Annotated in this window: 31 protein-coding genes; 15 read left to right on the top strand and 16 right to left on the bottom strand. The window is 43.9% G+C overall.

What is annotated here, in order from left to right:
- Window positions 1–576 (bottom strand): hypothetical protein (locus HY035_09010; protein MBI3378519.1); only part of this gene is annotated, 576 nt, incomplete at its 3' end.
- 5 nt (window positions 577–581) lie between these two features.
- Entirely contained in the window at window positions 582–923 is a 342-nt protein-coding gene (locus HY035_09005) for a hypothetical protein (protein ID MBI3378518.1), read from the bottom strand.
- 154 nt (window positions 924–1,077) lie between these two features.
- Here HY035_09005 and lysA point away from each other — a divergent pair, with 154 nt between their 5' ends.
- Window positions 1,078–2,340: a diaminopimelate decarboxylase gene (lysA, locus tag HY035_09000; GenBank protein ID MBI3378517.1), complete on the top strand. Its 1,263-nt coding sequence runs from the start codon at window positions 1,078–1,080 to the stop codon at window positions 2,338–2,340.
- Between the two features lie 230 nt (window positions 2,341–2,570).
- Here lysA and HY035_08995 read toward each other — a convergent pair whose 3' ends face one another.
- The 3 genes from HY035_08995 to HY035_08985 all read right to left on the bottom strand — a co-directional run bounded on the left by HY035_08995 (window position 2,571) and on the right by HY035_08985 (window position 5,664).
- Window positions 2,571–3,170, bottom strand: coding sequence for a 5-formyltetrahydrofolate cyclo-ligase (locus HY035_08995; protein ID MBI3378516.1), 600 nt, complete (start codon window positions 3,168–3,170; stop codon window positions 2,571–2,573).
- Complete coding sequence (locus HY035_08990; protein ID MBI3378515.1) at window positions 3,167–3,958, bottom strand: AAA family ATPase; 792 nt, start codon at window positions 3,956–3,958, stop codon at window positions 3,167–3,169. The genes HY035_08995 and HY035_08990 overlap by 4 nt, the downstream gene beginning before the upstream one ends.
- A gap of 302 nt (window positions 3,959–4,260) precedes the next feature.
- Window positions 4,261–5,664: an HD domain-containing protein gene (locus HY035_08985; protein ID MBI3378514.1), complete on the bottom strand. Its 1,404-nt coding sequence runs from the start codon at window positions 5,662–5,664 to the stop codon at window positions 4,261–4,263.
- Between the two features lie 154 nt (window positions 5,665–5,818).
- On the opposite strand from HY035_08985, the gene HY035_08980 reads away from it, so the two are divergent.
- Window positions 5,819–7,018, top strand: a complete 1,200-nt coding sequence (locus HY035_08980; protein ID MBI3378513.1) for an acetylornithine transaminase — start codon at window positions 5,819–5,821, stop codon at window positions 7,016–7,018.
- 148 nt (window positions 7,019–7,166) lie between these two features.
- Window positions 7,167–8,072 (top strand): ornithine carbamoyltransferase, encoded by a 906-nt coding sequence (gene argF, locus HY035_08975; protein MBI3378512.1) that lies wholly within the window; start codon window positions 7,167–7,169, stop codon window positions 8,070–8,072.
- Here argF and larC read toward each other — a convergent pair.
- The 5 genes from larC to HY035_08950 form a co-directional block, all read right to left on the bottom strand.
- Window positions 8,069–9,250 carry a nickel pincer cofactor biosynthesis protein LarC gene (larC, locus tag HY035_08970; protein ID MBI3378511.1) on the bottom strand — a complete coding sequence of 394 codons (1,182 nt, stop codon included), beginning with the start codon at window positions 9,248–9,250 and terminating at the stop codon, window positions 8,069–8,071. The genes argF and larC overlap by 4 nt on opposite strands.
- Before the next feature lie 70 nt (window positions 9,251–9,320).
- Window positions 9,321–9,539, bottom strand: a complete 219-nt coding sequence (locus tag HY035_08965) for a DUF2283 domain-containing protein (GenBank protein ID MBI3378510.1) — start codon at window positions 9,537–9,539, stop codon at window positions 9,321–9,323.
- Window positions 9,536–9,778, bottom strand: coding sequence for a hypothetical protein (locus HY035_08960; protein ID MBI3378509.1), 243 nt, complete (start codon window positions 9,776–9,778; stop codon window positions 9,536–9,538). The genes HY035_08965 and HY035_08960 overlap by 4 nt, the downstream gene beginning before the upstream one ends.
- A 155-nt stretch (window positions 9,779–9,933) precedes the next feature.
- Window positions 9,934–10,740, bottom strand: a complete 807-nt coding sequence (locus tag HY035_08955; protein ID MBI3378508.1) for a hypothetical protein — start codon at window positions 10,738–10,740, stop codon at window positions 9,934–9,936.
- Window positions 10,741–10,813: 73 nt separating this feature from the next.
- Window positions 10,814–11,311, bottom strand: coding sequence for a hypothetical protein (locus HY035_08950; GenBank protein ID MBI3378507.1), 498 nt, complete (start codon window positions 11,309–11,311; stop codon window positions 10,814–10,816).
- 175 nt (window positions 11,312–11,486) lie between these two features.
- Between HY035_08950 and HY035_08945 the strand changes: the two genes are divergently transcribed.
- From HY035_08945 to HY035_08910, 8 genes are all read left to right on the top strand, one after another.
- Window positions 11,487–12,251, top strand: a complete 765-nt coding sequence (locus HY035_08945; protein MBI3378506.1) for a type III pantothenate kinase — start codon at window positions 11,487–11,489, stop codon at window positions 12,249–12,251.
- Window positions 12,252–12,363: 112 nt separating this feature from the next.
- Window positions 12,364–13,374: a galactose-1-phosphate uridylyltransferase gene (locus tag HY035_08940; protein ID MBI3378505.1), complete on the top strand. Its 1,011-nt coding sequence runs from the start codon at window positions 12,364–12,366 to the stop codon at window positions 13,372–13,374.
- A 1-nt stretch (window position 13,375) separates the two neighbouring features.
- The gene (locus HY035_08935) at window positions 13,376–13,834 is read left to right on the top strand and encodes a universal stress protein (GenBank protein MBI3378504.1); all 459 of its coding nucleotides are present in this window, start codon (window positions 13,376–13,378) and stop codon (window positions 13,832–13,834) included.
- Window positions 13,831–14,337 carry a Mov34/MPN/PAD-1 family protein gene (locus tag HY035_08930; GenBank protein ID MBI3378503.1) on the top strand — a complete coding sequence of 169 codons (507 nt, stop codon included), beginning with the start codon at window positions 13,831–13,833 and terminating at the stop codon, window positions 14,335–14,337. Before HY035_08935 ends, HY035_08930 begins: the two co-directional genes overlap by 4 nt.
- A 93-nt stretch (window positions 14,338–14,430) precedes the next feature.
- Window positions 14,431–15,525, top strand: coding sequence for a geranylgeranyl reductase family protein (locus HY035_08925; GenBank protein ID MBI3378502.1), 1,095 nt, complete (start codon window positions 14,431–14,433; stop codon window positions 15,523–15,525).
- On the top strand, window positions 15,522–16,346 hold the full coding sequence (locus tag HY035_08920; protein MBI3378501.1) for an energy transducer TonB: 825 nt from the start codon (window positions 15,522–15,524) through the stop codon (window positions 16,344–16,346). The genes HY035_08925 and HY035_08920 overlap by 4 nt, the downstream gene beginning before the upstream one ends.
- Window positions 16,347–16,377: 31 nt before the next feature.
- A complete protein-coding gene (gene rsmA, locus HY035_08915; GenBank protein MBI3378500.1) occupies window positions 16,378–17,139 on the top strand; it encodes a ribosomal RNA small subunit methyltransferase A in 762 nt (253 codons plus the stop codon).
- Window positions 17,136–17,558 (top strand): archease, encoded by a 423-nt coding sequence (locus tag HY035_08910; GenBank protein MBI3378499.1) that lies wholly within the window; start codon window positions 17,136–17,138, stop codon window positions 17,556–17,558. The genes rsmA and HY035_08910 overlap by 4 nt, the downstream gene beginning before the upstream one ends.
- Before the next feature lie 118 nt (window positions 17,559–17,676).
- Here HY035_08910 and HY035_08905 read toward each other — a convergent pair whose 3' ends face one another.
- From HY035_08905 to HY035_08885, 5 genes are read right to left on the bottom strand one after another with little or no spacing between them, the layout of a single operon-like run.
- Window positions 17,677–18,891, bottom strand: a complete 1,215-nt coding sequence (locus HY035_08905) for a bifunctional 3,4-dihydroxy-2-butanone-4-phosphate synthase/GTP cyclohydrolase II (protein MBI3378498.1) — start codon at window positions 18,889–18,891, stop codon at window positions 17,677–17,679.
- Window positions 18,892–18,930: 39 nt separating this feature from the next.
- Window positions 18,931–19,575, bottom strand: coding sequence for a riboflavin synthase (locus HY035_08900; protein MBI3378497.1), 645 nt, complete (start codon window positions 19,573–19,575; stop codon window positions 18,931–18,933).
- Between the two features lies 1 nt (window position 19,576).
- The gene (locus HY035_08895; protein ID MBI3378496.1) at window positions 19,577–19,936 is read right to left on the bottom strand and encodes a hypothetical protein; all 360 of its coding nucleotides are present in this window, start codon (window positions 19,934–19,936) and stop codon (window positions 19,577–19,579) included.
- A complete protein-coding gene (lepB, locus tag HY035_08890; protein MBI3378495.1) occupies window positions 19,933–20,544 on the bottom strand; it encodes a signal peptidase I in 612 nt (203 codons plus the stop codon). Before lepB ends, HY035_08895 begins: the two co-directional genes overlap by 4 nt.
- Window positions 20,545–20,580: 36 nt before the next feature.
- Window positions 20,581–21,525: an ROK family protein gene (locus HY035_08885; protein MBI3378494.1), complete on the bottom strand. Its 945-nt coding sequence runs from the start codon at window positions 21,523–21,525 to the stop codon at window positions 20,581–20,583.
- Window positions 21,526–21,742: 217 nt separating this feature from the next.
- Between HY035_08885 and HY035_08880 the strand changes: the two genes are divergently transcribed.
- A complete protein-coding gene (locus HY035_08880) occupies window positions 21,743–21,943 on the top strand; it encodes a 30S ribosomal protein S21 (protein MBI3378493.1) in 201 nt (66 codons plus the stop codon).
- A 51-nt stretch (window positions 21,944–21,994) separates the two neighbouring features.
- Here the strand turns inward: HY035_08880 and murA are convergent, their stop codons facing one another.
- Window positions 21,995–23,251 (bottom strand): UDP-N-acetylglucosamine 1-carboxyvinyltransferase, encoded by a 1,257-nt coding sequence (gene murA / locus HY035_08875; protein ID MBI3378492.1) that lies wholly within the window; start codon window positions 23,249–23,251, stop codon window positions 21,995–21,997.
- Window positions 23,252–23,445: 194 nt separating this feature from the next.
- Here murA and HY035_08870 point away from each other — a divergent pair, with 194 nt between their 5' ends.
- From HY035_08870 to HY035_08860, 3 genes are read left to right on the top strand one after another with little or no spacing between them, the layout of a single operon-like run.
- A complete protein-coding gene (locus HY035_08870) occupies window positions 23,446–24,270 on the top strand; it encodes a DsbC family protein (protein ID MBI3378491.1) in 825 nt (274 codons plus the stop codon).
- A gap of 24 nt (window positions 24,271–24,294) precedes the next feature.
- Window positions 24,295–24,516 carry a hypothetical protein gene (locus HY035_08865; GenBank protein MBI3378490.1) on the top strand — a complete coding sequence of 74 codons (222 nt, stop codon included), beginning with the start codon at window positions 24,295–24,297 and terminating at the stop codon, window positions 24,514–24,516.
- An 8-nt stretch (window positions 24,517–24,524) separates the two neighbouring features.
- A complete protein-coding gene (locus HY035_08860; GenBank protein ID MBI3378489.1) occupies window positions 24,525–24,767 on the top strand; it encodes a DUF2283 domain-containing protein in 243 nt (80 codons plus the stop codon).
- The last annotated feature ends 65 nt before the right edge of the window (window positions 24,768–24,832 follow it).

The raw sequence follows: 24,832 nt of genomic DNA, 5'->3' as shown, positions 1-24,832 counted from the left end.
TATCACTGCATACGTCCCGGGCTTTCCATACTCATGTATCTTAAGAAAGTCCATGTCAAGCTCTTCAAGCCCTGTCTCTATTGTCAGTGTGCCTCCTTCGGGCATTGCGTCTCTTGCATTGGCTGCAAGGTTCATTAAGACCTGCTCAAGCTGTCCTGCGTCTGCCATGACAATTAACTCCCCCCAACCCCCTCTTAAATTAAGAGGGGGTGCCGAAGGCGGGGGCGTTATTACCCTCAGTTCTATGTCTTCGCCTATTATCCTAAGAAGTATTTTCTCTACGCTTGCCGTTATCTCGTTTAGGTTTACGGGTTTGGGATTGATTACTTGTTTCCTGCTGAAGGCAAGCAGGCTTTGTGTGAGATTGGCTGCGCGCTCTGCCGAGGCAAGTATCTGGTCTGTGTAGGGCAGCAATGGGCTTTCTTTTTCCAGTTTCATCTTGAGGATATTGCCGTAGCCTATTATTGCCGTCAAAATGTTATTGAAGTCATGGGCTATGCCTCCTGTCAGGGTTCCTACGGCTTCCATCTTCTGGGATTGGCGGAGTTGTTCTTCGAGTTTTTTACGCGCCTCCATCTCTTTTAATGCGGTTTCAAGTAATTCACGGGATTTTTTTCGGATGCCCTCAGACTATCCTCTGCTAACCGAATGGAAAGGAAATAATGTTTTATACGCAGGACTCCTGGCAGCATCAGGCAGGAGACGATAAAGGGAATTATTTCCGCGATATCAAGGGGCATTTCCTTACCTGACGAGAGTAACATTGCAAAGGTAACGATACGGCGCGACGCCATCAGCGCCATTGCGAGAGCGATTAGTATCCACGCAAGTTTTCGTCCTGTAATGCGTATCAATAAAATGGCAAAAATGGCAGTGGCAAGCTGCAGGACTATGGATAGAAGAAATATGGTTATAGGAATCATCGTGTAATTATAAGTCCTTTAAAAATGGCTGTCAAATGTTGTCCTTGTTTAATTCCTCGTATGTTTCCGTTCCTGATATATTCTTGGATTGTCTGTTTTTGACTTTATAAGACAGACTGTGTTAAAAAATATAAAAGAAAATCAGAGTGAAATCATGCATTTTTTCAGATATAAGAGGAATGAACTGTTTGCAGAGGATGTGCCTGTAAAGAGGCTTGCGGAGAAATACGGAACACCTCTTTACATATACAGCTATAAAACGCTTCTCAGGCATTTCAAGGCGTATGAAAACGCATTTAACGGTTATCCGCATATAATCTGCTTTGCGCTTAAGTCAAATTCAAATCCGTCTATTTTGAGGCTTTTTGCAAAAAACGGCGGAGGCGCTGATATTGTTTCAGGCGGAGAGTTATACGCGGCTTTAAATGCAGGCATATCTCCGAAAAAGATTGTATATGCAGGCGTCGGGAAAACCGATGAAGAGATAAGGTTTGCGCTGAAATCAAAAATACTCATGTTCAATGTAGAGTCTGAAGATGAACTCAGAGCGATAAACAGGATTGCCGGAGAGATGAAGACAAAGGCTCCTGTCGGATTGAGGATTAATCCCGATATTGACCCTGAAACGCATCCTTATATTTCCACAGGGCTCAGACAGCATAAATTCGGCATACCGATTGACGATGCGGTTGAACATTACAGAACTGCAAGCAGGCTTAAAAATATTTCTGTTATCGGCATACACAAGCACATAGGTTCTCAAATTACAAAAGTGTCTCCGTTTGTTGATGCGCTCAGAAGGATTCTGGTCCTTGTTGATGAACTCAGCGCTCAGGGAGTAAATATCAAATGCCTTGACATAGGCGGCGGGCTTGGCATCTCGTATAAGGATGAAGAGCCGCCTGTGCCTTCAGACCTTGCAAGAAATCTTCTGCCGCTGCTTAAGGGAAGAAAGATGACCTTGATAATGGAGCCGGGCAGGTCTATAGCCGGCAATGCGGGAATACTCGTTACAAAGACCCTTTACCTTAAAGAGGGATGCGAAAAGGAGTTTGTGATAGTGGATGCGGGGATGAATGACCTGCTCAGGCCTTCGCTTTACGGCGCCTATCACCGCATTCTGCCTCTGAGGAAAACAAGGAGAAGCGGCATATTTGCCGATGTTGTGGGGCCTATCTGCGAGTCAGGAGACTTTATTGCGAAAGAAAGGGAGATGCCTGCGGTAAAGCAGGGAGAATATCTGGCTGTGATGGGAGCCGGAGCATACGGTTTTTCAATGAGTTCAAATTATAACAGCCGCCCCAGGCCTGCAGAAGTAATGGTAAAGGGAAGAGAGCATTTTTTAATAAGGGAAAGGGAAACGTACAAAGATATATTGAGAAATGTGCGGATTCCTAAGTTTTTAAAAAGCGTGTGATTTGATGTTCCATGAGGCTGCGACTGTCTTTCGGCAATATTAAACTACCGTTGTAATACTGTAAGTGTTAGTTCAATATATTATGACATTACAATTTCTCAGGCGGGGCTATCCGCTCCACTTCGTTGCGACTTCAGCCCCTATTCTGATAGACCCGTGAATCTTGCCTCAATCCAGCCGCAGCCTCATGATGTCTGCATGCCAGAGAAGAGCCAACTATATTCTTCTGGTTAGACTGTGCTGTTTTTATCTCCGCACTCAATAACTCTCATGTCTGTAACAATCTTGCTGACTTTTACATCATGGGGCTCTGAAGGTATATTATCAACAATCTGTTCCTCATAAGCAGAAGCAATTACCGGGATTTTATTTTTTATTCCTGCAAGGAGCCTGTCATAAAATCCTGCGCCGTAGCCGAGCCTGTTTCCTGAAATATCAAAGGCTGCGCCCGGAATGATGACGAGGTCCATATCGTCAAGCCCTGTTAATCTTTCCTCTGATACAAACGGTTCTAAGATTCCCATGTAGCCCTGCATGAGTTCGCTCATAGCTTTTATTTCGTAGAGTTTTAACATCTTATTTTCTTTATCAACTTTCGGCAGTATGACTCTTTTACCCTGACTGAGTGAAATTTTAATCATCTCCATCGTATCAACCTCGTTTCTGAAAGAGGCATAGAAAAGTATTTTTTTTGCATCTGTGAATTCAGGGAGCCGGATTATGCGCTGTCTTATCGCGGCATCTTTTTCTCTTTTGATATTTTCTGAAATGGCGTCTCTTTTCAGAAGGATTTCCTGTCTTATTGTTTTTTTATTGCTGTTTTTTCTCATTGCCGATGGCTCGTAGAGAGGATGCCTTCAAGAGTGTCTTTGATTTTTTTTATTTCCTTTGTTGTTTCTGGCGAGTTTTTATATGGAGAGACGCCTTTTATGTCAGCTTCCATTATTGAATTGCTGAAGCTTATAACACCTATCAGTTTCATGCCAGCCATACTGGTTTTTATGAAATCAAGGTCTTCTGCTGTTCTTACCTTGTTGGCGACTGCCATAACATTTTTTACTCCAAGCCCTTCTGCCATCTCCTTGACGGTGTGTGCTGTCTGAATGCTCCTCTGTCCAGGCTCGACAACGACTATAAAAGCATCCACATGCTCGGTGGTTCCCCTTGTAAGGTGTTCGATACCTGCCTCCATATCCACTATCACAACCTCATCCCTTTCAGCGATGAGATGTTTGAGAAGCCTTTTTAAAAATACATTTTCAGGACAGTAACAGCCCGACGCCGCTTCTTTTGATCTTCCTGTTATCAGCAGAGTTATGTTGTCAAACCTGTAGCCGTATTCGGCAGGGATGTCGTCCACTCTCGGATTGAGTTTGAAGATGCCTCCTGAACTGCCGGGCTTTGCTCCTGTCCGTTCTTCAACCAGCCATGTCATTTCTGCTATCGGTTTAATCTTTGCAGTCTCGGCGCGGCTTATGCCAAAGGCAGCGGCAAGGTTTGCATCAGGGTCTGCATCCACTGCAATCACCTTTTTCCCCTCAGATGCAAAGATATGGCTCAATACAGCGGATAAGGTTGTTTTACCGACTCCGCCTTTTCCTGTTATCGCTATCTTCATGGAAGTATTATAACTCATAATTCCACAGCGGTTTTTGATTAATTCAAATTTTTGTATCTCACCTCAAAAATTTGATATTCTCTGTAGTCTTGATGCTGGGGTTCCTTTTTGTCATTCCGCACTTGATGCGGAATCCAGTATTAAATAAGGGCTTTCGGAACAGCGTCTGGATTCCCCGATTAAATCGGGGAATGACGAAACAGAAAACATTTATTATGCAGTTCTCAATAACACCTGTACTTTTACAGCGGTAGTTTAATATTGCCGAAAGACAGTCGCAGCCTCCTAAATAGCGTGCTGTTTTAAAGCAGATAATCTGAGAGATTAATCTTATACTTATTGGGGTCCAAGGTTTTAACAATCGTCCTTACGAATTTGTCGTCAGAGTCTTTTTCTGCAAGGTCCACAACATAGCCGTCAACTTTTTCTTCTTTGCTGTTAATAATGACAAGAATCTGAGGCCTGTTTAAAAACATAGCGCCGCTTTGATAGACAAGCCCGAGTTCTTTTGTGTCAAGCATAACAAATGTGCCTATAGGGAAAATACCCATCATATTTGTGAAAAATTTAAAAAGGGTAGGGTCAAGCTGCGTCCCTGCCTTTTCCATCATAAGGCTTAGGGCCTTGTCAGGCGGTATGGGTATCCTTGCATACACCCTTGATGATGTCATTCCGTCATAGTTGTCGGCAAGCGTGACGATTTTTGAATAAAAGTCCAGTTCTATTGATTCTTTTATTTTCGGATACCCGGAAAGGTCGCAGTACATGTGATGCTCAAATGAAGTAATGGCAGATCTTATCGAGGTGTAGTCAATTTTTTTCATCCTCAACAGCGCCCTTACGCCCCAGAAGGGATGTTTTTTTACTAGGTCCCATTCCTGCTCGGTAAAGCTGGTAGACTTGTTCAATATTTCCTTTGGCACTTCTATCTTTCCTAAGTCATGGAACAGCGCCACGATTCCGAGTTCTGTCAGCGCCTTTCTGTTCAGTCCGATCCTCTGCCCGAGCGCAACTGACAGTATGCTCACATTAACCGAATGATTATAGGTGTATTCGTCATAGTCTTTAATGGATGTCATGCCAATAAGGAGCTGTTCTTCCTCCAGAATCAGGTCCACCATTGACTCTACCACTCTTTTGGTCTTCCTCATACTCACTTCTTCCCCTGCTTTTAATTTGCTCATGACAGCCCTTGTATGCGAAACAGCGTTGAAATATGTCTTTTTTACAGCCCTGCGAACGTCAGGTTTTCCTTCGCCGGCAGTTCTTATCTTCTTCAGTTTCCCAACCTTAATGCTGTCAATGCCGGACATGCTTTCTTCAAGAGTCTCGAATGTTGTTTCTGAAAACATAGATGTTATAAATGCCTTCAAAAAGGCCCTGATGTCTTCATGCTGCAAGGTATCTTTAAAAGCAATACTGCCAAGCCCTCTTTTCCTGAATTCCCTGGACAGGAAATCAAAGTTTGGCAGGAACTCAAGAGGGTATCTTACTCTTTTATCATTGATATAGAAGAATTCTCCCCTAAGATCCAACATCAGTTCTCCCTCAGCCTCAATAAAAGGGCTCATAAGCGCAATAAACCTGTCCATTGCTGTTGTGACGGCAATATTGCCGGGGTCGTGGATATAAGCAGTCCTTATAATAACCGTGAACTGGTTTATTATATCCTTGGCGTTTACAAAATCTTTTTCTTGGCTGTCCATGTTATATTCTTATAATTGCATACATCCAAATTATCTGCAAGGTTTTGCCGCCTCCGTATTAATAGCGGTTCTGCTGCAAAATTATCATAAGTTTTCTAATATGTCAATTTATTATTACGTTTGATTTTTATTGAATTTTTCGTTATTATCACTTATGGAAATCAAGAAACTTCTCGAAGATTCCGGGCATTATCTGATGAATACGTATAACAGGTTTCCGATTGTCCTCAGAAAAGGCCGCGGCATGAAGGTGTGGGGGGCGGACGGAAAAGAATACCTTGATTTTGTCGGGGGGATAGCGGTGAATGTGCTCGGACACTGCCATCCGAAGGTCGTTGTCGCCATTCAGAAGCAGGCGCAGCGGCTGATTCATGTCTCAAATCTCTATCATATAGAGCCGCAGATAAAACTTGCAAAACTGCTTGTGGAGCACTCTTTTGCAGATAAGGTTTTTTTCTGTAATTCAGGAGCAGAGGCAAACGAGGCAGCCATAAAACTTGCCAGAAAATATGCTAAAGAGCATTTCGGCAAGGATAAATTTGAGATAATAACCGCTGTTAATTCATTTCATGGAAGGACTCTTGCAACTGTTACTGCGACAGGCCAGGAGAAATTCCAGAAAGGTTTTGAGCCATTGGTTCCGGGTTTCAAACATGCAGCCTTTAATGATATCAGCGCGCTCGAATCTGCAATAACACAGAATACCTGCGCTGTTATGCTTGAGCCGATACAGGGTGAGGGAGGAGTAAAGATCCCTGACAATGATTACTTTAAAAAAGTGCGTGAGCTGTGCAACAAGCATAATCTGCTTCTTATTCTTGATGAGGTTCAGACAGGAATAGGACGCACAGGGAAACTCTTTGCTTACGAACATTTTAATGCCGTCCCTGATATAGTGACCCTGGCAAAAGGGCTTGGCAGCGGCGTGCCGATAGGCGCAATGCTTGCCACAGACAAGGCGGCGTCTGCCTTTGTGCCGGGTTCTCATGCATCTACATTCGGCGGCAATCCGCTTGTATGTGCGGCAGCGATAGCGACAATGGAGACAATTCTTGAAGACGGCTTTATGTTTGACCAGTGCGAGCGGATGGGAGAATATCTCAGGAAGGAATTGAAAAGCCTCCAGAATGAATTTCCGGCTGTGATAGCTGATATAAGAGGAATGGGACTTCTTGTAGGAATGGAGCTTACAAGGGATTGTTCATCCATTGTTAAGGCATGTATGGAAAAGGGGCTTCTCCTTAGCTGTACAGCAGGGAATGTGCTTCGTTTTACTCCTCCTCTGATTGTGCATGGGAAAGACATAGACAACATGATTGATATACTGGATGAAGTGTTGAGCAATGTGACATGAAACAAATTGAAAGCGTGTCATTGCGAGCGAAGCGAAGCAATCTCAAAAGACAGGTTAGAAACAGGCTTCGCAATCTTAAAGACGAGATTGCTTCGCTTCGCTCGCAATGACAAACGAGGGAGCAGAATGGCAGGCAGGAGTATTTAAAATGAAAAGAGACTTTCTGACATTATGGGATTTATCTTCAGAAGAGATAGATAAACTCCTGAAGCGGGCAATTGATATGAAATCAGGCGTTGATGCTAACAAATGCCCGCTGATTGGGAAAAGCATCGGGCTTCTTTTTGGGAAGGCATCTACGAGGACAAGGGTTTCGTTTGAGGTTGGGATTTATCAGTTAGGCGCGCATTCAGTCTATTTAACCCCTAATGAGATACAGCTTGGCAGAGGCGAGACAACAGCGGATACGGCAAGGACGCTTTCCAGATACCTGGACGCAGTTGTTGTAAGGACCTTCGGGCACGATTTGCTTGAAGAGTTTGCATCGCATTCTTCCATGCCTGTTATCAACGGGCTCAGCGATTTACATCATCCATGTCAGGCGCTGGCTGATTTAATAACCATACTTGAGAAAAAAGGACGCCTAAAAGATATCAAGGTTGCATACATCGGCGACGGCAATAATGTTGCAAACTCGCTGATTGAGGCTGCATCAAGGGTGGAAATGAACCTTACTGTTGCGTGTCCTGAAGGTTATGAGCCGGATTCCGAAGTATTTGAAAAAGCAAAGGCTTCTGCAAAGAGCGAGATAATTATTCTCAGGAATCCGAAAGAGGCTGCGGGACGGGCTGATGTGATTTATACGGATGTCTGGGTCAGCATGGGTCAAGAAGAAGAAGCTGAGGAAAAAAGAAAGAGGCTGAAAGATTATCAGATAAACAGCAAGCTTCTTTCCTGCGCAAAGAAGGATGTCATTGTGCTTCACTGCCTGCCCGCGCACAGAGGCGAAGAGATAACGGATGAGATTATGGACGGCCTGCACAGCGCTGTATTTGATCAGGCAGAGAACAGGCTGCACGTTCAAAAGGCTCTGCTGGAAATGTTATTGAGTTAGGACTTTCGCTGACTTTTTACTCTTTCCATCACTTCTATCAGAGGCATCTTTAGTTTTTTTGCGAGTTTTTTACAGTCTTCGTATTCAGGTGTTGTTTTAATAATATCGTTGCCGAGTTTTGAGATTTTGACTCTCACTTTGCCTAATGCGGTATTGATTTCCTTTATCTCTCTTCCCAGCGTCTGCCTCCCTGCTTCATAAAACCTGAGGCCTATTGTTGTTGTCTCTTCAAATAGCATCTTCATCATCTTTTCTTTTTCTTTGCTGTTGCATAACACGGTCAGCTTTATTCCGGGCCTTCCTTTTTTCATTATCAACTGTGTCAGATAGACATCAAGCGCGCCTGCCTTAAACAGCCTTTCCATCACGTATTCGTATATCTGCGGATTCATGTCATCTATAGTGGTTTCAATTACCACAACCTTTTGTTCTCTGTTTTCTGCGCTTTGATCTTTACTCTGGCCGATAAGAATTCTCAGTACATTCGGTTTATCTTTGAAATCCTTATTGCCGGCGCCAATCCCTATTTTTTCAATAACCATATCAGGAATGCTTCCGAAGGAAGATGAGATTTCCCTTAATATGACCGCGCCTGTCGGAGTTGTTAGTTCATAGTTAATACCATCAGAATAAACAGGAATATCTTTTAACAACTCTGTTGTGGCAGGCGCAGGCACAGGCAGTATCCCGTGTTTTGTCCTGACAGAGCCGCCGCCGGTGTTAACGACGGATGAATAAACTTTCTCTATCCCTAAAAGTTTAAGACCGATAATTGTGCCGAAAATATCTACTATGCAGTCAACAGCGCCAAGTTCGTGCAGGTGCGCTGTATTAAATGTTTCGCCGTGGACTTTTGCCTCTGCTGTAAAGAGTCTTTTAAATATGCTCAGCCCTTTTTGTTTTATTTCTTCAGACAGTGAAGAGGTTCTGATTATCCGCTCAACATCCTTCCATTTCTTAGCTGACAGCTGACTACTGACAGCTGACTGCTGGACGTTTATTTTTGTCGCCCTAAATCCTGCACGCTTAACTTTTTTGGATATGAGCTTATAGCCCTTAATACGAATTTTCCTGAGCTCTTTCTCCAGTTTTGCTGCAGGAATACCTGCGTCAACAAGCGCGCCGAGGCACATATCCCCGCTTATTCCGGAAGAACAGTCAAAATATGCTATTTTCAAGACGCCCCCCTGTGTAAAATGAAAAGTTAAGAGTTGCTGTGTAGTTTACCATATCCAATGGAACGATTCGTTATGCCGCAACTGTATGAATATCGGATGGGAGCCTGTTAAGAATCAATTCTTTGAGTTGGACTTTTCCGCTGGCGTTGTCTATGTCAATGCCCACTAAATTGCCTTCGGCGTCATAATCAAGGACAATACCTGCAGAAATCTCTTTGCTCTCGACGCTTGTTTTCTCGGAGAGGTCGATATAAAGAGAGTCGGTCTCAGGATAATAATTAAGTTTCATGGCTTATACCCCCTATCAGGAAATGCATTGTGAATTGTTCTTTTATCCTCCAATGTAACTACTCGCAGCACACGGCCATCGAGTTCCTCAACTATGCCCCAAAACCTGAAACGGTTATGTTCCTGCGGCTCAACCTTGAGCGGGTTCTTAATTATTTGAATGCACCATTCTTTTTTGAGATATTGCCGTTTCCTTAAAACTTCTTTTTCAAAATATTCTGTGAACTTGTACTCATCCATTTTGTGCTTATAGATAGAATATCATTTTACGCAATTTTCAACAATAATTATGTCGTTCATTTTACTATCAGCATAACGACAGAAATAACTCGATAGGGTGACCACCGTGAGCCAAAATCAAACTACGTTTATCCTGCGTCAGGTTGAGGTTGTGGTTAGACATTTTCAATTTGAGATCTTTCTACTAAAGCATTTAACTTTGCCAATTCAGATATTCGCCTTATCAGCATTTCGAACCACTTTGTAGTACGTGGCGCCAATACGATTGAATTTATAAGATTGCTTAGGTCAGCCTTGATATAAAGCCCCGGATTATCAAAATTGTTCATGTTCTTCCCTGTGTATTCTTGCTCTGTCAGAGGTTTTCCGTTCATGTTGACACACATGGGCGTTTTCAAGCTCATGGTAACAAGTCGTATCTCTTGTTCGTGTGAATATCGATTTTTATCTTTTAGAAATGTGCGTTCATGGGCTTGATTTGCTTCATATAAATTCATGTTATGTTTATTAAGTTCAACGTATTTTACTTTACCAATATGACTAACTTCTGGATAGACGAAAATATAGCTACATAATTTTCTGATAGTTGATTTGATTGCTACACCTTCTGAGTGACCGACATATTCATTCCACATTCTTTGTGATTCTTGATCACCAAGAAACCAACAATTGACAACCGTCAATTCTCTTCCATCTTCGACATTTCTGTCAGGCATTTCGTCGATCTGTCGATGATGATCGGGATTAGTAAATAAGGTTTTCCATTTTTGCAACTCTTCATGCATGTTAAGTTTGGCGGGCGCTGGCAAAGTTCCTTCATATTGGTCCTGAAGAATCTGTAATTTAGAAAACCAAATGGCTTGATAAGTTAGTAATGATATAAACTTTGAGAATGTTAAGTATCTCCATATTGTGAAATCGAGATCAGCTTCCGTCAAATTCTTAAGATTGTTGATTATCATAAAATGGTTAACGAGCTAAATCAGCGGCGCAGTCTCCCCGTGTCCACCTCCAAGCGCGTGTTAGGATGCTTGGCTATTTCAATAATTGCTGCCGTTTCTCTTCGAATTGCTTTTCCGTGATTAGGCCTTCATCGCGTAGTTGCTTTAAGAACCTCATCTTCTCGACAAGCGCATCATTTCCTGTGGGCTTGTTAACAATTGGTGTCGGCGAGGGCATATCACGGACTTTCTTGTACGCGGTGCCGCTTAGCTTATATAGGTTATCAAAGCAGTCGCCCCGAAGATGCGGTTCTGTAATCGTGAATATCTGGATGTAATCCGCCCCTTTTTCGTAAGCGCGATTTTTTATGTCAGTCACAGCGCGTTCGTAAGTTCCGTAGTAGCCGAAACCACCGCACCCTTTCCCGTCATACCCGCTTACTGGCCCTACTTCTTGGTAATTATCGAGTGGGTCCGCCTTTCCTACCTTAACTGCTTCTGCGCCTGGCCTGAGTGAGACGACCGGAATCGTAACGCACCCTGAGAGGAACACCGTCGCCAGCAAAAAAATGAACTTGATACCGTTCTTCATTGAATCCCCTTCTGTTACCTTCCAACAGTGATTATGCCAATCTGGTATTTTTACCATCAAACAAAGTTTACAGCACCATTGAGGATTTCTTCAAGGGAAAAACCCAGGGGAAGCGGTAACTGCATTTTTCTGGTTAATTCAGGGTATAATATAACTCTTTTGAGGTGCAGCCGAAATGAACCTGATTGCCATAGATATTGGTAACTCTTCAATAGATATAGGTTTTTTTATTGAGGAGGAGCTTTTTGTTCAAAAAATTGATACAAAACCGCTGTTGCCGTCTTCGGAATACTCTGTGCTCTTTGCAGAGTTTATAAGAGAAAAAAATATAGACAAAATGCCTGACGGCATTATAATATCTTCTGTGGTGCCGGGGCATACAGATGCCGTTAAAAAGGCATGCAGCGCTCTGAGCAAAAAAGAGCCTGTGGTATTAACTCATAAGATGAAGACAGGTATTGATTTCCAGATAGAAGAGCCTGAAAAGTTAGGTACAGACAGGATTGCTGCTGCCGCAGGCGCATGTGACCTGTTTGGCGCTCCTGTTGCAGTAATTGATTTTGGCACAGCGACTACGCTTAATTTTATAGGGAGTGGAAATAAATATAAGGGCGGTGCAATTATGCCTGGACTGGAACTTATGAGGAAATTACTTTTCAGCGATACGGCACAATTGCCGGATGTTACAGTTTCTAAGCCTATGTCTCCTCTTGGAAAGGATACTGTGGAATGCATCCGTTCGGGTATAGTATACGGAACAGCAGGGGCAGTGGAAAGGATTATATCAGAGACAGAAAAGCTGGAAGCGGAAAGCTTTAAAATAGTTGTAACAGGAGGCAATGCTGACCTTATTGTGCCGTTTCTCAGGAAGGTTGACTATATTGAACAGGCGCTTGTCTTAAAAGGGCTGAGATCCATTTACGAGAGAAATCAGCAATGATATGTCATGCTGAACTCGTTTCAGCATCTGAAATCAATGCCTGGCGAGATTCTGAATCAAGTTCAGAATGACACTTTTATGGTGAAGTGGTTACAATGAAGAGGAGTGCATAATGCATGAACTGAGAAAAGACCCCTTGATGAACAGATGGGTTGCTGTTATGTCAGATTCGATGGCGCCCGGGGAATATAATCTGCAGGAAGAGAAGGCAAAAGAATCCGAATGCATTCTGTGTTCAGGCAGAGAAAAAGAAACCACTCCTGAAATAACTGCAATCAGGGGAAATGGTTCGCTTCCCAATGAGCCCGGCTGGCTGGCAAGGGTAATCCCAAGTTTTAAACCAATACTCCATGTGGAAGGCGACCTCGGCAGGCGCGGTGTCGGCATGTACGACAGGATGAACAGCATAGGCGCAAATGAAATTATCATAGAGACGCCTGAGCATAATAAAGCAGACGGTGATATTGGCTTTGAACAGATGATAAGGGTAGTTTCACTTTATAAAGAGAGGATTGCCGACCTTGAGAAAGATTTAAGGCTGAGATATGTATTGATATATAAAAATTCCGGCAGGGAGGCAGGCGCTGTTTATTCTCATCCCCATTCTCAGATTATCGCAATGCCGATTATCCCGAGGCGCATAAAGGAAGAACTTGACGGCGCAAAGCAGTATTATTCTTACAAGGACCGGTGTATATTCTGCGATATAATAAGGGAAGAACTGCGGTATGGCCAGAGGGTAATCTTCGAGACAAAAAAATTTATTGCCTTTTGCCCTTACGCCCAGAGGTTTTCATTTGAATTCTGCATAATGCCGAAGAGGCATTCCTGTGCGTTTCAGGAGATAAACTCAGAGGAGATGGAAGACCTTGGTTTGATGCTGTCAGCTATGATGAAAAAACTCGGTACCATACTCAAAAATCCACCGTATAATTATGTTATGCACACAGCGCCGAACATGATCCCGAGGCGTAATCACTGGCATACGCTCGGAGAAGATTTTCACTGGCATATAGAGGTAATGCCGAGACTTACGAGAGTAAGCGGTTTTGAGTGGGGTTCGGGTTTCTATGTGATAACAACATCCCCTGAGGATGCAGCTAAATATTTAAGGGAGGCGTGATATGAACGTTAAGAAGATTCTTTTTCCTACGGACTTTTCAGAGGGCTCGGATAATGCCCTGCCTTATGCGGCTGATATGGCAAAGCATTATGGCGCAAAACTTTATCTGCTTCATGTGATACAGGACCTGGCCGATGCAACGGGGTGGTATGTTCCCCATATATCGCTGGACGAACTGTACAGGGATATTGAGAAAAATGCGGCAAAAGAGATGGACAGGTATGGCGTTGAAGAACTCAGAGGGATAAAGGACCTTGAACGTATTGTTGTAAAGGGGAGGCCATACGCTGAGATTTTAAAATTTGCCGGAGAGAATAAGGCGGACCTTATAATTATAGGCACGCATGGCAGGAAAGGGCTTGACAGGGTTATCTTCGGAAGCACCGCGGAAAAGGTGGTAAGAGACGCGCCGTGTCCTGTGCTCAGCGTAAGATTGCCTGATCATGAGGTCAGGAAGTGAGGGTCTATTTATCCGAGACTGCGTTTATAGACCTTTTATTAAGCTCTGCAGAGGTATATAAGCGCGAGAGCCTGGGCTTTCTTCTGGGTTATAAACCTGAAGGCAGATTTATAATTGAACATGCATTCAGTTTTCAGACTGCAAGAAGGAAGCATAAGGGGGTTACCTTCCAGCACAAGAATCATAAGAAGATAGAACCTATATTAGAGAAATTTGACAGGCTTCAGATCATAGGCGACTTCCATTCTCATACTCAGTTCGGTGTGACAAAGGGGCTGCCTATACCAAGCGACGAAGACATCAAAGAGATGAAAGATGGGCAGGTATATCTGATAGTTGCTATAAACAACAATGAAAAAACCCTTAACTGGGGTGAAAACAGGGACTGCACAATATCGGGCTCTGTCGGAGAATTCTTTTTTAAGATAGCCGCATATTTCCTTAGCGGCTCTTCAGGGATAAAAAGGGCGAGGATTCACTGCCCATTTCCGCCCGGATTCTGAAAGGGTTGTCGGGGATTTGGGATTAGGGGTTGGTTAAGTCCTCTTTTACTAATTCCTAACCCCCCAAACCCTAATTCCGCTGTATAATAAATTATGTTCAGGACTAAGGTTCTTGTAATAGGCGGTGGGCCTGCGGGTTCAACAGCAGCCCGTTTCCTTGCAAAAGAAGGAATAGACACAATCCTGCTTGAAAGGAATTTTTCTTTCGTCAAACCCTGCGGCGGCGGAATTCCTGATACTGCCTTTGATGAATTAGGCATACCCAGAAATATTATCAAAAAAGACGTCAAAAATATAAAGTTGGTGTCTCCTCTGAATAACGCTGTTGATATCAGGCTTGAGGGCGGTTTTATTGCCATAGTCAAAAGGGGCGAATTTGATTCTCTATTGAGGGAGGATGCAAAAGTTAAAGGGGCACAGTTAATCGAAGCCGGGTTCAGTCATTTTGAGGAGACGGGTACGCAGATAACTGCGAGGGTAAATATTAACGGCAAGGAAGAGCAAATAAGAACTGACTACCTTATAGCCGCTGACGGCGTGAATTCAAGGGTAAGGCTTGTGCTCGGGTTGAAGCTGCCTGCTGCTGTCTATACGCTCACCACGAAGATAAAAAAGGACAATGCCGATATGTGTGAGTTCTGGTTTGGCGCATCACATGCCCGCAAGTCATATTCATGGATCTTTCCTGAGGCTGAAGGCATATCAGCAGGCACCGGCAGTTCTGACCCCGGAGAGTTGAAAGGCATGCTCAGGGCATTCTTTGGAAGAAGGGGTATGGGCGCTGATTATACTGCAACAAGGATGTACAAGGTGCCATTATGGAGCGGAGAGTTATATAATAAAGATAATATACTCTTCATTGGAGATGCGGCAGGGCAGGTAATGCCGCTGACCTATGAGGGTATATACTATGCGATGAAGGCTGGTGAGTTTGCAGCGATGGCAATAATAGCGGGAAAACCCTCTGATTATAAGAAACTGTGGCGCAAGAGGTTTAACAGCAGGTTTATGATCATGAGAAAGCTCTGCAATTATTTTCTGAGAGATGACAATTCTGCCGAGAAACTTGTTTCCCTCTACAGAAGACAGGAGATTCAGGCAGCTACGATGAGGCTCTGGCTTGAAAAGTCTTCTGATGGAAGGAAGCTAATCTCTTTTGCAAACTTTTTCAGAAAAGTTTTAAATTGATACAGAAAAGATTCATATCGTACTCTCTGATAATTCACCTGCTTGCAATGTCTCTTCTTTTTATTGCGCCAGTTGCTAAAGAACAAAAGGGCAAGCCATTCTTTGCGAGGCTTGTTACCGCAGAGGATATACCGGGAGGCGGGGAAAAAGCAGCGCCGCTACCTGTCCCTTCGCGGAAGTCCGCATCCTTGCCGCGCTCCTCGAAGAAGCCTTCTGTTCCTTCTGCTAAATCCAGCGCTTCAAAGAGTCCGCAGAGCGCTAAGAGTCAGGAATCCCCTGCACATACGACAGCGCCGTCAGGCTCAATGAGCAATGGGTCAGAGGATTTGAAAAGTTCGCAATCAGGAATGCCTTCGGGCTCAGGCTTGCAATTCCCCGGCAAAAGAGAAGATATAGAGACGAATAAGGGCAAGGGTTTCTCGGTAGGACAGAGCGCAAAGGAGGCAGGACAGAAGATCGCAAAGAAGACAGAGGATAAGAAAGAGAAAAGCAGTATCTCATTTGATGTTAAGGGATTTAAATATGACGCCTACATGATGAGGCTTAAAGATAAGATTGAAGGCATATGGCAGTATCCCTCTGCTGCGGCAATGAGGGGGATTTACGGAGACCTCTATCTCAGCTTTACGATTAAAAAGAACGGGAGCCTAAGCAAGGTGGAACTCGTCAGGACCTCAGGACACAGAAACCTTGATGAAGCAGCGATGAAGGCGCTTAAAGATGCCGCGCCTTACTGGCCGTTGCCTGAGGACTGGAAAGAGGAAGAACTCACCGTCAAAGGACATTTCATCTACAGTATTTACGGGGTTTATGTGAGGTAAGCCCCCAAAATTCTTCTGGTATAATTAAATTATGAAACCTAAAAAACATCTCGGCCAGAATTTTCTTTATGATCCATCCATACTCAGGAAGATTGTAGAGGCGGCAGAAATATCTTCCGGAGATACAGTTGTTGAGATAGGGGCCGGCCACGGCAGTCTTACAGCGCTGCTTGCAGAGAAGGCAAAAAAAGTTATAGCGATAGAACTTGACAGGGAACTCTGCGAGAAACTCAAGACCGAATTTAACGAGTACGGGAATGTTGAGCTTGACTGCGGGAATGCGCTCAGATATCCCTATGAAGGCCTTCCTGAATTCAAGGTAGTTGCAAATATCCCTTATTACATCACTACTCCGATAATATTCAGGCTTATTGAGAGCCGGGGGAATCTAATATCCATGACGCTCACTGTTCAGAAAGAGGTTGCAAAGAGAATCGCGGCCCAACCCGGCATTAAAGACTACGGCGTTCTTTCTATCATGCTTCAGTATTATGCTATTCCTGAATTAAAGTTTATGATTCCTAAAGGTGCGTTCAGGCCTGTGCCAAAGGTTGATTCTGCCGTCGTTCATCTGGAAATCAGAAAATCGCCTCTCGTTAGCGTTAAGGATGAAAAGTTTTTCTTCAGAGTGGTCAAGACCGCTTTTACACAAAGGAGAAAGACGCTTGCAAATTCGCTCAAATCGTTGTCAGCGGATATAAAGGATAAGATTGTCCATGCAGGGATAGATCCGCAGAGAAGGCCCGGCACTTTGAGCATTGAGGAATTTGCAAAACTGGCGGATGTGCTGTGAAGCAATTTGAGATAATAGACATATCAGGCGATGTCGGGATAAGGGCTTTTGGCAAAAGCATTGAAGAGGTTTTTAAGAACTCCGCTCTCGGCATGTACAGTTTGATAACTAACCTTGAGGGTGTTAAGGAAGAAAAAACAATAAGCATTTCTGTAGAGAGCAATTCCCTTGAAGGGCTTCTTGTTTCATGGCTGAATGAACTCATATTTCATTTTGACGCATATAATTTTATCGGGAAGGATATAAGCATAAAAGCACTCAGCAGTCAGCCTTCAGCTTTAAAGGCAGAGATAAGAGGAGAGGAATTTGATACTGAAAGGCATGAGAGAAAGTTATTGATAAAGGCAGCGACATATCATAGACTGAAGGTAGAGAAGACAGGAGATGTCTGGGAGGCGGATATTATTTTTGATATCTGATGATGGCATAACAAATCACTCTTGCTGGCTCCGTTTCCCTGCGCCGCTGATTTCAACCGTTGAGGCAATAGAACAGATGTTTGATTTTGGACTTTTTCTACAGACTCGTTGCTATCTCTTACACGCTGTCAAGCATGTGCCCTAATTTCTTTTTCTTTGTCTTTAGATAAATGATATTTTTATCGTGCGGCTTGGTCTCTACAGGAACTCTCTCCACTACCTTTAGCCCGTATCCTTCAAGTCCGATAATCTTCTTCGGGTTGTTTGTCATCAGCCTCATCTTTCTTACCCCAAGGTCAACAAGTATCTGAGCGCCTATGCCGTAGTCCCTGAGGTCGGGTTTAAATCCAAGTTTTATATTCGCCTCAACTGTATCCAGTCCCTTATCCTGAAGCTCATATGATTTTAATTTATTAACGAGCCCGATACCCCTTCCTTCCTGCCTCATATATAAGACAACGCCTTTCCCTTCTTTTTTTATGAGTTCCATAGCTTTGTGGAGCTGCTCTCCGCAGTCGCACCTCTTTGAACCAAACACATCGCCTGTAAGACATTCAGAATGCACCCTCACAAGCACCTCGTCTTCGTGCTTTATCTCGCCTTTGACAAGAGCAATATGAACATTGCTGTCCATATCATTGGCGTAGGCAACAGCCGTAAAATCTCCGCCGAATTCAGTCGGCAGCTTTGTCACTGCTATACGCCTTACGAAAAGCTCAGCCCTCATCCTGTATTTGATGAGGTCTTTTACTGTAACTATTTTCATGCTGTGTTTCTTTGCGAATTCCGCAAGCTGGGGCACCCTTGCCATTGTGCCGTCATCATTCATAATCTCGCAGATAACGCCTGCAGGGTAAAGCCCTGCAAGCCTTACAAGGTCCACAGAACCCTCTGTCTGGCCGGCTCTCTGGAGAACTCCGCCACGCTTTGCCCGCAAAGGGAATACATGTCCCGGCTTTGAAATATCTTCAGGCTTCGTATTTGGATTTATTGCTGTGAGTATTGTAGTTGCCCTGTCAGAAGCAGAGATGCCTGTTGTAACCCCTCTTTTAGCCTCTATTGAAACTGTGAATGCAGTGCCGAAGGGAGAGGTGTTGTCATCTGTCATCATCTGTAGTTTCAGTTCTCCCACGCGCTCAGGCGTAAGTGAAAGACATATAAGTCCCCTGCCGTGTTTCGCCATGAAATTAATTGCATCAGAAGTCACCTTCTCTGCTGCCATGCAGAGGTCGCCTTCATTTTCACGGTCTTCATCATCTACAAGGATAACCATCCTGCCTTTTGCAATGTCGTCAATTGCCTCGTCTATGGTGTTGAATTTATATTTTTCCATTTTCCCTCAATTTTAACTTTTAATTCTTAACTTCTAACTTTATTTTATATATCCCTCACTCATCAATGTATTCATAAGCCCTGAATCCTTTCCCCCAGCTTTATTCAAAAACTTCGCTACATATTTCCCTAAAATATCCGCCTCGATGTTTACGGTATCGCCTGTACTCTTGAATCCGATTGTAGTGAGCTTTGCCGTATGCGGGATGATAACAACTGTAAAACCGTCATTTAACACATCAACAATTGTAAGGCTTATCCCGTCAACAGCAACCGAGCCTTTCTCTACAATAAAATTCATTACCTTTGCCGGAGCTCCGATTTCAACTTTAAGCATATCGCCAATGGTTACCTTTGAACGCATAGTCCCGGCTGCATCAACATGTCCTGTCACAAAATGGCCTCCGATCTTTGAATCAGGGCTCAATGACGCCTCAAGGTTAACCCTGTCTCCTCTTTTAAGTCTGCCCAGATTTGTGCTGCTAAGAGTTTCGTCAGAGAGGTCAAAAGAAAGCAGGCCGGAGTTTTTCTCTATGACAGTAAGGCACACACCGTTCACGGAAATGCTGTCTCCAAGTTTTGCGGAAGATGCCGCCTCCCGGGCCTTGAGTGAAAGGACTGCGCCTCCGCTGCGCATCTTAACGGATGTTATCTCCCCCATTTCAATTATAAGGCCTGTAAACAAATCACTCCTCTACGTCAATTTTAAAGTCAAAGGTTTTCTGATATATTCCTAATATATCCACTTCCTCTGACCACGCTGTTTTCACCCTCATGCCCAGGGTTGTCTTCATAACTTCTATATCCTTCTCTTTGATTGGGATATTTAATTCCTGTGCCCGCTCAAAAACCTGCGCCCTTGTCCTTTCAATATCTCCGCTGACACTAACCCTTGCAATCTCCGCTGCATCTGTTTTGAACGATGTATACCTGTAAAAAGGCATTCCAAGCTGAAAACCTGCGTACATGAGAAACGCGATAAGTCCAATGACAAAAACAAACTTGAAAAATCCTTTCTCGTTGTTCAGCATTTGTGCCTTTTTCAATGTATCAGACTCCCAATCCTTCCGAATCTCGCCCAGCTTTTTTCAGAGTCCCAGGACCAGTAAAGAATAAGCGCCTTTCCTTTTACGTCCTTTATATCCACATATCCCCAGTAGCGGCTGTCATAGCTCTGGTCACGGTTGTCTCCCATTACAAAATACTTATTCTTGGGAACTATAACGGGCCCGAAATTATCCCTCGGCTCAATCCCCATCGGCCGCATAGAACTGTCTGTATGCTGTGCATACGGCTCATTTACCTTGTTCCCGTTAACATGTATCATTTTGTTTTTTGATTCTATTACATCGCCTTCTGCCGCCACCACTCTTTTTATGAAATCCTTAGAGGGATTCTCCGGGTATTTAAAAACTATTATATCCCCTCTCTCGGGTTTCTTGAACATAAGAACCCTCTTGTCCGAGAAGGGAATTTTTGTGCCGTAAAGAAATTTGTTCACAAGAATATGGTCGCCTACAAGCAGTGTGGGAATCATCGAGCCTGACGGAATCTTGAATGCCTGTATAATGAAGGTCCTTATCAGCATAGCCAGTATAAGCGCGGTGATTATCGCCTTTGCATACTCCCATATTATCTGCTTTTTGTTTGTCATTCAGCGTTTCTCCTCATTCACTGTGTAACTATTATATTACCTTATTTTCTTCTCTATGCCTGACTGCGCAGAAAATACAAGCCCTGCCGCGCCTATCATCCCTGCATCATCTCCCAATAAAGAGGGGATGATTTTGACTTTATCAAGAAGAGCCTTAAAGGCCCTTCTTGACGCTTCCTTAACAGCCTCCTGCACATAGATGTTCCATGCTCCGATAAGTCCTCCCGTGAGGATTATAGCCTCAGGGCTTATTATGTTTATTATATTCGCAAACCCGATTCCAAGATACCTTCCTGCCTCCTTGAGCGCTTCTCTCGCAAGATTGTCTCCTTCAATCGCATGTTTGTAAATATCCTCTGCCGTAATCTTATAAATATTGCCGTTGCCGCATTCTCTCAATAGGCTTTCACTGCCCTTTTCGAGGGCAGAAACCACTTTTGCATGTATTGCGTTTGCCGCCGCATACAATTCAAGGCAGCCGTAATTACCGCAAGGGCATTTCTCCCCATCCGCATTAATGCTCATATGCCCTATCTCAGCGGCGCAGTCAGCGAGCATCCCTTTGTAAATTATACCGCTTCCAATGCCTGTGCCGAGCGTAAGAAGAACAAAAGAATTAAACTCTTTGCCTGCTCCTATCCATTTTTCTCCGAATGCCGCGGCATTGGCGTCATTTTCAACCAGCACCGGAACCGGGAATTGTTTACCCAGAGACTCTTTAAACTTAACCCCTTCAATGCCATGAAGATTGGGTGAGCACAGGACAACCCCTTCCTTTCTGTCCACAAGCCCTGCCACTCCAATGCCTATTCCCCTGACGTCATCTGAAAACAGGCTTTCAACAGCCTTTTGAAGAGACTCCGCCACATTAACTCTTGAGGGCTCTTTTATCTTCCTGATTACTTCTCCTCTGCCGGATATTAAAGCAGCCCTTAGATTTGTCCCGCCGATATCTATCCCTATGACATATTTTTCTGGCATACGATTTGAGGTTTTAAAATGAAGATTTTGAAGTTTACCACAAAAATATTTGCAGTGTAAACCCATTAGAAAGGAAAGGATAGGGTTTCCCCTGCTTTTTAATGGGGTAAAGGCGCATTTCCGATTCCTTGACATGACTACGATTTAATTGGTAAAGTATCCTGCTTTATATAGGATTAGTTAAAGTATAAAATTTATGAGAAGGGGGGGATTATAAATGCCCTCTGTGAAGGTGCGTGAGAGTGATTCTTTTGAGAATGCTCTCAGGAAGTTTAAAAAGCAGTGTGAGCGTGAAGGAATTCTCTCGGAAATAAAGAAGAGAGAGCATTACGAAAAGCCAAGCGTAAAAAAGAAAAAGAAGGCTATTGCTGCGCGTAAAAAAGCCCTTAAAAGGATCAGGCTTACGGGAGAGAGGTAAGAAGGCTTGTCTCTCAATAAGTCTATGACTCAACGAGTCATAGACTTTCCTCTACGAGTCATAGACCCTTCTGACATCCACACCAAGAATGGTAAGTTTTTCTTCTATCTTTTCATATCCCCTGTCCAGGTGGTAGACACGGTGGATAGTGGTTTCTCCTTCTGCTCCGAGCGCGGCAACAACAAGCGAGGCGCTGGCCCTGAGGTCTGTAGCCATCACATTCGCTCCTTTTAATTTCCTTACTCCCCTCACAGTTGCCATGCTTCCTTTAAAACTTATGTCGGCTCCCATTCTCCTGAGTTCGGCAACATGCATGAACCTGTTTTCAAAGATTGTCTCTGTGATTATGCTTGTGCCCTGCGCTGTGCTCATTAATGCCATAAACTGCGCCTGCATATCTGTTGGGAATCCGGGATAAGGCGCTGTCTCTATATCAACTGCCTTCGACCTTGCAGTGCCAACTGCCCGCACTCCATCCGCTGTTTCTTCGACCTTCAGCCCTGCTGCCTTAAGCTTTATCAAAAAAGCATGTACGTGTTCCGGCATGCATCCCCGTATCGTGATATCCCCGCCTGTTATCCCTGCTATGGCCATAAATGTCCCGGTCTCAATCCTGTCAGGGATTACTTTATGGGTAAGAGGCCTGAGTTCATCTACGCCTTCTATCTCTATAATGCTCTCTCCTGCGCCGTTAATCTTTGCGCCCATTGCTGTCAGCGCATTTGCAAGGTCTACAACTTCAGGCTCTCTTGCTGCATTTTCAAGAACTGTCACGCCTTTCGCAAGAGACGCAGCCATCATAAGGTTTTCAGTCCCTGTTACAGTTGATATGTCAAAATATATTACAGCGCCCTTCAGCCTTTTTGCCGATGCCATAACATAACCTGATTCAAGTTCTATTTTTGCCCCCATCTTTTCAAGTCCCATAAGATGAAGGTTTATCGGCCTTGCGCCTATCGCACAGCCTCCGGGCAGAGAGACCTTTGCGCGGCCAAACCTTGCCAGCATGGGCCCCAGCACAAGCACGGATGCTCTCATTTCCTTAACAAGCTCGTATGGCGCTTCAAGATTCTTTATCTTGTCAGCGGCAATGACTGCTTTATGCGGCTCGTAATGAAACTCCGCGCCCATGTTCTCAAGCAGCCTGCCCATTGTCTTTATATCCCTGAGGTCAGGGACCCGGCTTATTGTGTGCTCTCCTGGCGCAAGGAGGGTGGCTGCGATAACAGGCAATGCCGCATTCTTTGCGCCGCTTATCTCAACCTCGCCTTTAAGGGTCTTCCCGCCTTTTATGATTAATTTATCCATGGAGATTTATCATATCATAATTAGAGCAATAGCTCAGTAGCTCAGTAGCGCAATAGAGCAGTAGGTTTTGAAAACTGCTGCTCTGCTGGGCTGCTGCTCTGCTGCTCTAAAACAGGCCCGTGAATCTTGCCTCAAGACAGACGCAGCCTCCCTGATTAAATGCATTTTTCATGTTAAATGTATTATAATTATCTATGCGTATTTTATTATTGCTCATTTTAGCTGTCAGTTTTCATCTATCAGCTTTCAGCCCTGTTCACGCCTCAGGCTCGTGCGATACAGACTGTACGAAATGCCACACCATCAGCACGGATGAAGTCCGCAATATCCTCGCAAAGATCAATGCGCCCGACGCAAAGATATTAAAGGTGCAGATGAGCCCTGCGAGAGGGCTGTGGGAAGTTTCCATAGACAATAAGGGCCAGCGCGGGCTGTTTTATGTGGACTTTTCAAAGAAGTATTTGATAAACGGCAGCATCATCGAAGTAAATGCGGCAATTGACAAGACGAAAGAACGGCTCGATGCTCTTAACAAAGAAAGGCGGATTAACCGCTCGCTCATCCCGCTTAAAGACGCTTTAATTTTAGGCGATAAAAAAGCGGCAAACAAGGTGATTGTCTTTACAGACCCTGACTGCCCGTTCTGCGGCAAGCTTCACGAAGAAATCAAAAAAGTTGTTGAAAAAAGAAAAGACATCGCCTTTTACATCAAACTGTTCCCTCTGACAAAACTCCATCCTGATGCCTACTGGAAATCAAAAAGCATAACATGCGAAAAATCACTGAAACTTCTTGAGGATAATTTTGAGAAAAAATCCATACCGAAAACTGCCTGTGAAACAGATGTGATTGACAAAAATATCAAACTTGCGGCACGCCTCGGCATCTCAGGCACGCCGACGTCAATCCTGCCTGACGGCTCTGTACTCACAGGTTCTTTACAGGCTGATAAACTTATAGAGCTTATAGACTCGGCAAAAAAGAAAAGCATAAGTGGAAAACCAGCTACGCAAAAGTAAAAACTTTCTGTTAAGATATAGCAAATGGGGTTAAAGTTCACAAGACATGCTAAAAATCGCAATAGAAAGATACAGGCAACCGTTTTTGAAATTATAGAGTGCATTGAAAATCCTGACAGTTATTATATTCAGGCTGACGGGAAAGAGATTGCAATAAAGGCATCGGGGAATAAACTATTAAAAATAGTTTTTAGACGCGGGTTGGCAGGTTACGAGATTATAACTATTATTGACCGCAACCAGTAGGAGGTGGCATGAAAATAGAATATGACCATTATGCGAAGGCTCTTTATATCAGGGTTCAGGAAAAAGAGCGGGAAAGAACTCTTGAAATTAATGAGAACCTGAACATTGATCTGGATGAGAAAGGCAATCTGATAGGCATTGAAATCCTCAACCCCGGAGATTATCCAATAGAAAAGATACTGAAGCCAACGGTCAAGGAATATACAGAAAAAGATGTTGAAACCTTTGAACTCAAAAAAGAACCGGCATAAGCTGGTGTTATTGAGAACTGCAAATCTAATGTCCCATGTCGTCTGTAATCTTGTCATTCCGGCTT

This window comes from Nitrospirota bacterium, from assembly GCA_016195565.1.
Classification (GTDB): domain Bacteria; phylum Nitrospirota; class Thermodesulfovibrionia; order Thermodesulfovibrionales; family UBA1546; genus UBA1546.
Note: the sequence above shows the minus strand (reverse complement) of the source record. Positions and strands in the feature narration are given on the sequence as shown.

What these genes read in the sequence shown, in the direction of transcription:
- HY035_08945 (MBI3378506.1), top strand. Translation starts at nt 11,487, where the DNA reads ATGAACCTGATTGCCATAGATATTGGTAACTCTTCAATAGATATAGGT.
- HY035_08865 (MBI3378490.1), top strand. Translation starts at nt 24,295, where the DNA reads ATGGGGTTAAAGTTCACAAGACATGCTAAAAATCGCAATAGAAAGATA.
- HY035_08870 (MBI3378491.1), top strand. Translation starts at nt 23,446, where the DNA reads ATGCGTATTTTATTATTGCTCATTTTAGCTGTCAGTTTTCATCTATCA.
- HY035_08880 (MBI3378493.1), top strand. Translation starts at nt 21,743, where the DNA reads ATGCCCTCTGTGAAGGTGCGTGAGAGTGATTCTTTTGAGAATGCTCTC.
- HY035_08960 (MBI3378509.1), bottom strand. Translation starts at nt 9,778, where the DNA reads ATGGATGAGTACAAGTTCACAGAATATTTTGAAAAAGAAGTTTTAAGG.
- HY035_08965 (MBI3378510.1), bottom strand. Translation starts at nt 9,539, where the DNA reads ATGAAACTTAATTATTATCCTGAGACCGACTCTCTTTATATCGACCTC.
- HY035_08885 (MBI3378494.1), bottom strand. Translation starts at nt 21,525, where the DNA reads ATGCCAGAAAAATATGTCATAGGGATAGATATCGGCGGGACAAATCTA.
- HY035_09005 (MBI3378518.1), bottom strand. Translation starts at nt 923, where the DNA reads ATGATTCCTATAACCATATTTCTTCTATCCATAGTCCTGCAGCTTGCC.
- HY035_08925 (MBI3378502.1), top strand. Translation starts at nt 14,431, where the DNA reads ATGTTCAGGACTAAGGTTCTTGTAATAGGCGGTGGGCCTGCGGGTTCA.
- HY035_08980 (MBI3378513.1), top strand. Translation starts at nt 5,819, where the DNA reads ATGGAAATCAAGAAACTTCTCGAAGATTCCGGGCATTATCTGATGAAT.
- argF (MBI3378512.1), top strand. Translation starts at nt 7,167, where the DNA reads ATGAAAAGAGACTTTCTGACATTATGGGATTTATCTTCAGAAGAGATA.
- HY035_08935 (MBI3378504.1), top strand. Translation starts at nt 13,376, where the DNA reads ATGAACGTTAAGAAGATTCTTTTTCCTACGGACTTTTCAGAGGGCTCG.
- HY035_08940 (MBI3378505.1), top strand. Translation starts at nt 12,364, where the DNA reads ATGCATGAACTGAGAAAAGACCCCTTGATGAACAGATGGGTTGCTGTT.
- HY035_08955 (MBI3378508.1), bottom strand. Translation starts at nt 10,740, where the DNA reads ATGATAATCAACAATCTTAAGAATTTGACGGAAGCTGATCTCGATTTC.
- HY035_08995 (MBI3378516.1), bottom strand. Translation starts at nt 3,170, where the DNA reads ATGAGAAAAAACAGCAATAAAAAAACAATAAGACAGGAAATCCTTCTG.
- murA (MBI3378492.1), bottom strand. Translation starts at nt 23,251, where the DNA reads ATGGATAAATTAATCATAAAAGGCGGGAAGACCCTTAAAGGCGAGGTT.
- HY035_08985 (MBI3378514.1), bottom strand. Translation starts at nt 5,664, where the DNA reads ATGGACAGCCAAGAAAAAGATTTTGTAAACGCCAAGGATATAATAAAC.
- HY035_08905 (MBI3378498.1), bottom strand. Translation starts at nt 18,891, where the DNA reads ATGGAAAAATATAAATTCAACACCATAGACGAGGCAATTGACGACATT.
- HY035_08990 (MBI3378515.1), bottom strand. Translation starts at nt 3,958, where the DNA reads ATGAAGATAGCGATAACAGGAAAAGGCGGAGTCGGTAAAACAACCTTA.
- HY035_08860 (MBI3378489.1), top strand. Translation starts at nt 24,525, where the DNA reads ATGAAAATAGAATATGACCATTATGCGAAGGCTCTTTATATCAGGGTT.
- rsmA (MBI3378500.1), top strand. Translation starts at nt 16,378, where the DNA reads ATGAAACCTAAAAAACATCTCGGCCAGAATTTTCTTTATGATCCATCC.
- lysA (MBI3378517.1), top strand. Translation starts at nt 1,078, where the DNA reads ATGCATTTTTTCAGATATAAGAGGAATGAACTGTTTGCAGAGGATGTG.
- lepB (MBI3378495.1), bottom strand. Translation starts at nt 20,544, where the DNA reads ATGACAAACAAAAAGCAGATAATATGGGAGTATGCAAAGGCGATAATC.
- HY035_08950 (MBI3378507.1), bottom strand. Translation starts at nt 11,311, where the DNA reads ATGAAGAACGGTATCAAGTTCATTTTTTTGCTGGCGACGGTGTTCCTC.